8 protein-coding genes are annotated in these 8,101 nt (G+C 24.7%); 4 read left to right on the top strand and 4 right to left on the bottom strand.

Going from position 1 to position 8,101, the window contains the following annotated elements; genetic code table 4:
- The first annotated feature begins 432 nt into the window (after nt 1-432).
- From BU00_RS0102650 to BU00_RS0102640, 3 genes are all read left to right on the top strand, one after another.
- Nucleotides 433-1,959 (top strand): hypothetical protein, encoded by a 1,527-nt coding sequence (locus BU00_RS0102650; protein ID WP_027121377.1) that lies wholly within the window; start codon nt 433-435, stop codon nt 1,957-1,959.
- Nucleotides 1,960-2,140: 181 nt separating this feature from the next.
- The gene (locus tag BU00_RS0102645) at nt 2,141-3,040 is read left to right on the top strand and encodes a Cof-type HAD-IIB family hydrolase (protein WP_036458973.1); all 900 of its coding nucleotides are present in this window, start codon (nt 2,141-2,143) and stop codon (nt 3,038-3,040) included.
- On the top strand, nt 3,040-3,744 hold the full coding sequence (locus BU00_RS0102640) for a ribonuclease HIII (RefSeq protein WP_051521851.1): 705 nt from the start codon (nt 3,040-3,042) through the stop codon (nt 3,742-3,744). The genes BU00_RS0102645 and BU00_RS0102640 overlap by 1 nt, the downstream gene beginning before the upstream one ends.
- Before the next feature lie 26 nt (nt 3,745-3,770).
- Here BU00_RS0102640 and BU00_RS0102635 read toward each other — a convergent pair whose 3' ends face one another.
- The 4 genes from BU00_RS0102635 to nrnA (BU00_RS0102615) all read right to left on the bottom strand — a co-directional run bounded on the left by BU00_RS0102635 (nt 3,771) and on the right by nrnA (BU00_RS0102615) (nt 7,588).
- A complete protein-coding gene (locus BU00_RS0102635; protein WP_425411673.1) occupies nt 3,771-4,475 on the bottom strand; it encodes a winged helix-turn-helix domain-containing protein in 705 nt (234 codons plus the stop codon).
- Between the two features lie 96 nt (nt 4,476-4,571).
- Complete coding sequence (locus BU00_RS0102630) at nt 4,572-5,375, bottom strand: hypothetical protein (protein ID WP_027121373.1); 804 nt, start codon at nt 5,373-5,375, stop codon at nt 4,572-4,574.
- Between the two features lie 253 nt (nt 5,376-5,628).
- Nucleotides 5,629-6,618 (bottom strand): bifunctional oligoribonuclease/PAP phosphatase NrnA, encoded by a 990-nt coding sequence (nrnA, locus tag BU00_RS0102620; protein ID WP_027121372.1) that lies wholly within the window; start codon nt 6,616-6,618, stop codon nt 5,629-5,631.
- Nucleotide 6,619: 1 nt separating this feature from the next.
- On the bottom strand, nt 6,620-7,588 hold the full coding sequence (nrnA, locus tag BU00_RS0102615) for a bifunctional oligoribonuclease/PAP phosphatase NrnA (RefSeq protein ID WP_027121371.1): 969 nt from the start codon (nt 7,586-7,588) through the stop codon (nt 6,620-6,622).
- A gap of 275 nt (nt 7,589-7,863) precedes the next feature.
- Between nrnA (BU00_RS0102615) and BU00_RS0102610 the strand changes: the two genes are divergently transcribed.
- Nucleotides 7,864-8,101 (top strand): hypothetical protein (locus BU00_RS0102610; RefSeq protein ID WP_027121370.1); only part of this gene is annotated, 238 nt, incomplete at its 3' end.

Here is an 8,101-nt window from a genome sequence, read left to right as displayed (position 1 = left end):
TTTTTTCTTTTACTTATTTTTGCGCCAGTTGGTATTAAAACTTTTTTAAATTTTTCTATCATAAAATGTCCTTTTTTTATTAGTATAAGTATTATACTAAATTATTTTAAAAAACAAAATAAAAAAATATTTTTTTTATAAATTTTTGGTAAAAAACGCACTTTTAAAAAGTAAAAGTGCGTTAGTATAATAAATTACTGAAAGTTTAAATTAAAAAATAATACAAAAACAGATAAGCAACAACCTAAAAATTCAAGTTCTATTATTAAACCATTACCAAAACAACCAAACGTAGATGAAGAAAAAGAAGGAGCACAAGAACTAAAAGTTTATGAAGATTTAGATTTTAATGGAATTAAAGATTCTTTACAAACTTCTTTTAACCTTGATTCTAAAACGCTTGAATACAAAAATTCACAATTTAATGAATTTATGAAAAACATTCAAGATTTAGCAAAAGATAATGATCCTATAATTTATTTTAATAGAAATGCAGGACAAGTGTGAAATACTAGTATGCAACATGCAGTCGGTATTTTAAATTATTCAAATAAGATCAAAAATGATCAAACTAAAATAGTATTTGTTGGTGATCATGATATATTAAACAACACAAATAGATTCAATTTAGATTATCTTCAAAACAAATATAATAAAAGTGTTGAAATTGAAAATAACGAATTAAAAATTCAAAATGGTAAATTTTCATATATACATCAAAGACCTAATGAACCATATAATGTTATTCCATCAAAAGAATTTCAAGAATATTTATATAAACCATTTTTAGAAAAATCTTCAACACAAAAATTTAACATCATCATTCCTGATATTTCATTTACAGGACTAAAACCTGAATCAAGAAAATATTTATTAGAAAATGCAAAATCTATAATCATTATTTCTGATGGTAATGCTCAGTTATCTAAGTTTATCCCACAATATTTTCACTATGTACTTCATAAAGAAAAACCAATAAATTTAAGTGTAATTAAAAAAGAATTTAATTCAAAACAAAGAGTTAATAGATTTAATGCTCGTGAATATTACAGATTATCAGAAAAAGTTAAAATTTTTAACTTTCAAGGCATTTATAGTTTACCTTTAAATGATATTTTTGATAAATTAGAAAAACCATGAGCAAAGATAAATGTTCACAGTTATCCAACAAGTTTAAGTAAATTAGCAAATGAAGAGTTTTTAAAAGATTCTGATTATATGAAAGATATTCTTAGTGTAAATAATTTAATGAATAGTAGCGAAAGTAAACCTAAAACATTAAAGGATTTAATGAGTATTAATTCTACAAAATACGATCCAACGAAAAAGAATATGGTTTTTATTGGTTCATCTCTTTTTAGAACTGGTGCTTATCAAAACAATGAGTTATTAAGAAAAAATGCAATAGCATATTTTGAAAAAATAGAAAAATTATATCCTAAGTCAGAATATAACTATTTATTTAAACTTCATCCTTACTATAAAGAGAATAATTCGCTTGATTATGTTAAGATGCTTTTAGGTAAAGAAGATGTTTCTGACTACATAATTCTTAATCCTTCAATTTCGTGAGAAAATATGCTTTCATTAGATTACTGAAATCTATTAAATAATAATGATGCTGTTTTATTTAAAAAAGAAAACAACAAAATTAAACCTAATATGAAACTCTTTTCATTACAAGCAACAACCACTGCTTTAATAACTACTATGCAGTTTTTAGAACAAACGCTTGATGATTATAAAACTCTTGAAGCAAAAAGAGAAGTTATTGATCCTAAAATTATTCCAATAAATGAAAATATTAATATTATTAATAGAGAAAATGAAAGCAATAAAGATTATTATCAAATCAATTATGATAATTTATATAGTATTTATAAATGATATTTAACATCACAAGATTTTTATCCAATAACAGAATTTAAAAGACTGAGTGAATTTTTAGAAAATAATTAAACAAAATATGGATTTAAACATATTTTGTTTTTTATAAATAAAAATTTTTAATAATCTTAATAAATTTATGTAAAGAATTAATTCCATATATAAAGATAAAAAGCAAAAACAAATGTTTTTATTGTATAATTATTAAAAATACACAATTTATTTTCAAACAATAATTATTCGAAAGGAAAAAATGAAAGAAAGATATTTATTTGCTATCGATTTAGATGGTACTACTTTACGTTCAAGTGCAACAGGCGAAGTGCATGATCAAACATTAAAAGCTATTAAAAGAGCAAAACAAGAAGGACATATTGTTTGTATTTTAACCGGAAGACCTTGAAGAAGTACTAAATTTATTTATGATACATTAGGATTAGATACTGTAGTATCTAATTATAATGGAGCACACATTCATCATCCTTATGATGATGAATTTATCCCTTATATTAAATATTTAAATCTTAATGAAGCGCTTTATATTTTAGGTGATGAAAAAGTTCAAAAAGAAATTTCAAACATAGCTATTGAAGGGCCTGATTGAGTACAACTTCAGCATCGTGATGATGATTTAGAAAAGGTTTTTGGTTTTTCAACTTCTTCAAAACTTCGTGTTGGTTTAGATTTTCATAAAATACCATTAATGCCTACTGGTATTATCTTTGATGTTAAAAAAACAACAGATGTTGAACAATTAAGATGTTATCTTAAATCAAGATATGGTGACTTAGCTGAATTTTCATATTGATCAAAAGGTGATGGTTTAAGTCCTGTTTTTGATATGACTAATATCACAGCTAACAAAGGGAAGGCATTAAGTATGCTTATTAGATATTATGATGTAAAAGTTGAAAATACTATTGCTCTTGGTGATGGTTTTAATGATGTTCCAATGTTTAAAGTTGCTAATGTTTCAGTTGCAATGGGTAATGCAACTAAAGATGTAAAACGTTATGCAACTGTAAAAATATCAAAATCTAATAAAGAAGGTGGAGTGGGTTGATACATTAATAAGTTCTTAGATAACCCAGATGCAGAAATTCAAAAATCAAATGAAAAAAGAAAGAAAAGAAGTCAAGCAGAGGAAGAATAGTGAAACATTTATTTGGTTTTAACCAAATTACAAAAGATTCAAATATATTAGGGATTGATGAAACAGGTGTTGGAGATTATTTTACACCACTTGTTTCTTGTATTGTTTTTATACCACAACAATCAAAAGATTTTTTAAAAAGTTTAAACATTAAAGATTCTAAAAAGTTATCAGAAAAAGAAATAAACAAAATTGCAAAACAATTAATTAATAATGTTTTTTATGCTTGCTATAATTTATCACAAAGTGGTTATAACTCTTTAATTAATAAAAATTTTAACGCTAATGAAGTCAAATATATTTGTCATTTAAATGCAATAGAAAAATTTGTTGCAAAATATGATAATTTCTTTGAACAAAACACAAAAACAACAGTTTTTATTGACCAATATTCAACAGAAAAATCGATCCTAAAATATGCAACTCGTATGCAGGAACAAAAATACTTTGATAAATTAAATCGACTTTCAAATGTTAATCTTGTTTTTGATTTCAAAGCTGAAGATAAAGAAATAAGTGTTGCTTGCGCTTCTATAATAGCACGATATACTTTAAATAAACTAATGTTAAAACAACAAGAAGAATGAAATTTTCCTTTTATGTTTGGTGCTAGTGCACAAGTTAAAAAACAAGTTCAAGAATTTAAAGAAAAGTTTGGTGAAGCAGTTTTATTCAAAGTATGCAAGATGAATTTTAAAATTTAATATAAAAAGAAGGGTGGTCCTTCTTTTTATATTAGTGAAAATTCTTGATGTCAAAATGTAAAATGCTCAGGTTTAATATAGTATTTAGCAGCAATACAAATACTATCTAAATCATATCCAAATAAAGTAATTACCATCATATATTCATGATCAAGTCGATTCACTTTTTCTCATTTTAATTCATAGACAACATTTGTTAATCTTTCTTTATTATCTAAAATATCAATAAGTGGTTTAGTTGTGTCAATTGGTTCATCTTGATCAATATGTTTTAATGAAACTCAAATATCTGCTTCAGCAATAACAGAACCATTTTTTTCATATTTTTTTACAAATGATCTACTTCCGTGCACAAAAATAATATTTTTTGTTTCAAATCATTCAGGTTCAGTATTAGGAACCTCTTCACCTCATTGAACATCTGCGCCGATAAGTAAACTTATTGGTTTGATTAAATTGTGAAAGTTTTCAGCAACAAAATGACCTCTTTTAGAAATAGAATAAATAGCACCAAGAGCACTTAATCTTTGATAAGCAGCTACAACAACACTCCTAGAACAGTTAAATCTTGCCATTAAAGCGTGTTCAGAAGGCATAATTTTATTAACGGGTACTTTTCTTGTTGCAATCAAATCTATTAAATAAAGAATAACATTTTCAGTCTTATTAAGATCATCTTGCATTGCTCATTTTTTACCATTGGTCATAACATTTATTTTATTATGTTTCATACTTTAATTTTATCAAAAAATAAATATTTTATTTAAATTAAAAAGTCACATAAAATTATTAATTTTAGTGACTTTTATAATAAAGTTATTTTTGTCTTAGATTTCTTTAATTGTTATATTTAGTTTTTCACTTGGTGAATATTCATCAATAGGTATTATTAATGTATATTCTAATATTTCAATAGGTTTCGGTGTTTCGTCATTATAAATATCTATTCTAATAGGGCCAGATGGTAAATATTCAATTTTTTCATTTTTGCTATTAAAATCATCTGGTAAATTAAACGCATATCTTTGATAACTATCATCAAGTAATAATTTGTTATATTCAAAAATATCTTTAATAAATTCTTTTTTCTTAATTGTTATTGATAAATTATTATTATCTTGTTGATATTCAAATTTTAATTTATTTGCATATTTACTTTTTAATATTTTTCGATAATTATCAGTTTTTTTAAAGTTTGTATTTTGAATACTGTATGCTTCAAGTTCGTGATTGGTTAATTCCATCAATGAATAATTTTTTAAAACTAAGTAGCGATATGCTTTTTTAAACTTAAAAACATTGTTGTCTATAAATGAATACATTGCTAAATCATCTAAATCTTCTGAAACAACTGTAAAATTTTCTCAATTGTCATCTTTTAATAGTTGTTTAAAATTTAGAATATTTTGATTTTTATAAATTTTATTTCCTTTAACGATAAAGGTGTCTATATTTTCCAAATAAGTTGGACTATTAATATACGAATTTAAAGGTCTTAATATGTTATTTGTTCTTAAAGTTTTGACTATTTTACTATTATCATAATATTTTTGATTATTACAACTAATAGAAATAGGTAATATTAAAGTAGGTGCTGCTAAAATAAAATTTTTAAAAAATTTAAAAATCATATCTAAAATCATCCTTTTGTAGTTTTACGTATCTATCGATTTTAAACAAAACTTGAAGCACTAAATCAATTTTTAGCAATTTACTTTTCATATTTTCTCCTTAATATAATTATTTAACTTTTTAATAATTTAAAAAGAAAATTGCATTTAAGTTTTCTTTAATATGAAAATTGTTTCATAAAAAATAAAATAATTCAAATAAAAATACCACACACAAAAGTTGTATATGGTATTAAAAAATTAATTGTAAAATTTAAAAATCATCTTTTTGTTCTTGTTCGAGTTGTCATCTTTTAACTTCAAAAGCACAGTCATCAACAACTTTTTCAACCAAATCAAAACTATCAATAATTGCGCCAGAAGCTCTCTCATGGCCTCCACCACCTCATTTAAGTGCAACATTTCTTACAATTGGTCCATTTGATCTAAATTCGACTCTTATTTTAGAATTTTCTTCTTCTGTGAATTGAACTCAAATTGGATATCCTTTAATATTTCCAATAGAGTTTACTCTAACAGATGATTGAGATGTTTGTCCTAAACTTAATGTGGTTTTTAAATCATTTTGAATATATGCAACACCATTTCTTGTTTTTAATGTTGACATTAAATAAGAATTAAATTTTATATCTTCTAATGTTGTTTGTGCTAAACCACGGTGTACATAATCAGCATCTAGGCCTGCTTCATAAAGTTTAGAAGCAAGATATAAAGTTCTAGCTTTAACATTATTAAATAAAAATCTACCAGAATCAGTATTAATACCAAGGTATAAATATTGAGCTGCTTTTGGTGTTATTTTTCATTGATTAATAACCGCTATTTCTGTAATCATTTCATCAGCAGCAGAATAAGAACTATCAACTCATCTAATTGTTGCATCACCAAGATCGTCATCATTTGGGTGATGATCTATTCTTATTACAGTTTTAAATAAATTCTTATCTAAAACTTCACGATTTTCTATTCTTTCTTTATGATTTGCGTCAACAACTACACCAAGTGAATTTTTAAGAACTTCATCAGAAGGTATATAATCCATTTTAAAATCTAAGAAATTGTAAATTCCTTTACTATCACCTATTGTATACACTTTTTTATCTGGAAAGTTTGTTTTAATTAATTCAGCTAAACCAAATTGAGATCCTAAACAATCTCCATCAGGTCTAATGTGGTGAAATATTACTATTGAATTATGTTTATATATTTCTTTTGTAACTAATTCTAAATTACCAATAACCATATTATTTTGCCTCTCAATCTAAAATACATTTATTTAATGCTTTTATAACTTCTGGAACTTGATCAAAACTATTTAAAGTGATACCCGCGGCATTATCATGTCCGCCACCATTAAATAGTCTTGCTACATTATTAACAAGTGGTCCATTTGATCTTAAACGGCCACGTACTTTTCCGTCTTCCATTTGTATAAAAAGAGCTCAACATGAATTATCATCTATGTTTGCAAGTTCATTAACATAATTAGCCGCCTGTAAAGAGTTAATGTTAAATTCTTTTAAAAAGTCTTCTTTTATTTCATAGTAAAGAACTCTTCCTTCCTTTTTAAAACCAGAAAGAATCCTTCCAGAAATTTTCAAATCAGACATAGTTCTTTTTGATAATTCTTTTAAAATTGATTGAGGGTGAAAATTACCTTTTTCCATTAAAAAAGCAACTAACTTATGTGTTCTTGCTGATGTATCAGGAAAAAGAAATCTTGCTGAATCAGTGTTAATACCTAAATAAATATGACTTGCAGCTTTTGTTGTTACTTCAAAATTTGAATCATATGCAATTTGAGCAATCATTTCAGCAGCAGCAACATAGTGCTCATCTATTCAGTTATATTCATATTCAATATCAGCATCATTTGGATGATGGTCAATTCTTAATCTTGCAGTTGTTTTCTTTTGATAAAGTAATTCAGCACATTCTATTCTATCTCCACTTGAAGCATCAACAACAATAGCAAGCGAATCATTAAAATCAATTTCATCAATTTTATTAAATTGATAATTCATAAAATCAAATGTATTTTTATTATCTCCAACAGTATAAACCTTTTTATCTGGAAAGTTTGTTTTAATTAATTCAGCTAAACCAAATTGAGATCCTAAACAATCTCCATCAGGTCTAATGTGGTGAAAAATTACAATATTTTTATATTTTTTAATTGCATCAATAGCAACTTTTGAGTTACCTATTATCATTATTCTCCTTTATTAAATTATTAAATAAAAATTAAAATATTTATTATTTGTTAGTTTATAAACATTAATTATAAAAATTTTACTATATTTTATGTTTAATATTTATTTTTGCTAATCATAAATATAAAAATATGAAAAATTTTTCATATTTAATAAAAAACACAAATAATTTCTTATTAAAGGGGGACACAGAAATGACACAGTTATTTCTGTGTTTTCTTTTATAAAACAAAAGGAAGGGGGAGGGGTATACCCCTCGGGCTTCGCCCATAAAAATGAGCAAACATTTATCACACAAACAATGAGAATTTTGAATCAAAGAGTATTACAAAGCAAATAATAATTTTGCTAGTGTACAACTATTTTGAACTAATTTTTGTAATCAAAATAACATTAAATTTACTAAGCACGTAATTTATAGATTTAAACAAAAAATTAACTTGTATAATTTAAATATGAATTTAGATAGCAAAACAGGTAAATCACCAAAAGCAAATAAAGGAGTTGGTAGAA

Origin of the sequence: Mycoplasma leonicaptivi ATCC 49890, from assembly GCF_000622205.1 — a bacterium.
GTDB classification, from domain to species: Bacteria; Bacillota_I; Bacilli_A; order Mycoplasmatales; family Metamycoplasmataceae; genus Mycoplasmopsis; species Mycoplasmopsis leonicaptivi.
This window is presented reverse-complemented; position numbering and strand designations above follow the sequence as displayed.